The following is a 1,154-nucleotide window of genomic DNA, read 5'->3' as shown; positions in this document are numbered from 1 at the left end:
CAGCATTCGCATTGTTGACATAAGTTTGATGGTGTTTGTCATGGTGCAAGTGCATTGTTTCAGCATCAATGTATGGTTCCAAAGCGTCGTATGCGTATGGAAGGTCTGGTAAGATAATAGCCATCTGTAATACCTCTTTTTCTTTCTATAAGAAAATGATAACGCAATCATCCTCTTTTTTCAAGTTTTTTGCTCAATTTGCCTCTGTTGCAATCCGCAAGAGTGCCTTTTCAAACAAGTAACTTTTTTCATAGACACCTGTCTTAATCTGGTAGTCTGTTTCAATCAAATAAGAAATCGCTCGCTTGAGAAAAGCCAAGGAAATCCCTCTCGAATCTCTTAATGCGAACTTGATTTGATAAGGATTCGGATTACGTCCCAAATAAGTTCCCAGACTGCTTACAATCTGCGATTCCGTTTGACCAGCATCTGATAAAATTTTCACCTGGGTAAAGGTTCGAAACTGTCCTAACATGACAGCTATGAGCTTGATTTCGTCTTCCCCTTGCAGGGTCAAGTCTCTGACCAAGTCACGGGCCTGATCAATCTTCTTAGCTAAAATAAACTGAGTCAAATCAAAAATATTGTCTTGCAAAGTCTTTGGAATAGCCTCTACAATGTCCTTCTCCTCAATCAGGCCATCTGACTTATAAGACTGTAAAAAGAGAAGATTTTTCTGGATTTCGCTAAATTGAAAACCAGACTTGATGAGTAATTTTTCAAAAGACTTTTCCACAAACTGCAAACCTTGTCTCTGGCTCCATTTTTGGAAATACTGGCGAAGTTCTTGTTCTTTAGCTTCTACTGCATCAAAGACCTTGGCATCACGTTTGAGCAGTTTGACCAATCGTCTCTTGCTATCCAGTTTTCCTTCTGCAAAAATTAATAACTTGGTTGTCGGTGAAGGATTGTCAAGGTATTCCTCAAATGACTTGAGTTCATCATCTGTTAAAAACCGTTTCTTGGCTGTTGTAATATCGAGAAAATGGTCTAATATCACGATTTTCTCATCTGCAAAGAAAGGGAGACTGACCAGCTCCAGTTCTAAATCCTTATAGGCTACTTCTTTCATGTCAAAGTAGGCAAAATTGAGGTCGGCTGGATCATAGCCGATCTGTTTCAGCACCTGATCCTTCATAACTTCAAACTGACCT

Annotated in this window: 1 protein-coding gene and 1 pseudogene; both read right to left on the bottom strand. The window is 39.3% G+C overall.

Going from position 1 to position 1,154, the window contains the following annotated elements; all coding sequences use genetic code 11:
* Positions 1-124, bottom strand: a pseudogene (locus SORDD24_RS01710) (superoxide dismutase); the annotation flags it as partial.
* 69 nt (positions 125-193) lie between these two features.
* On the bottom strand, positions 194-1,154 hold a 961-nt coding region (holA, locus tag SORDD24_RS01705; RefSeq protein WP_061407866.1), incomplete at its 5' end, for a DNA polymerase III subunit delta.

Source organism: Streptococcus oralis (genome assembly GCF_001579175.1).
GTDB classification, from domain to species: Bacteria; Bacillota; Bacilli; order Lactobacillales; family Streptococcaceae; genus Streptococcus; species Streptococcus oralis_O.
This window is presented reverse-complemented; position numbering and strand designations above follow the sequence as displayed.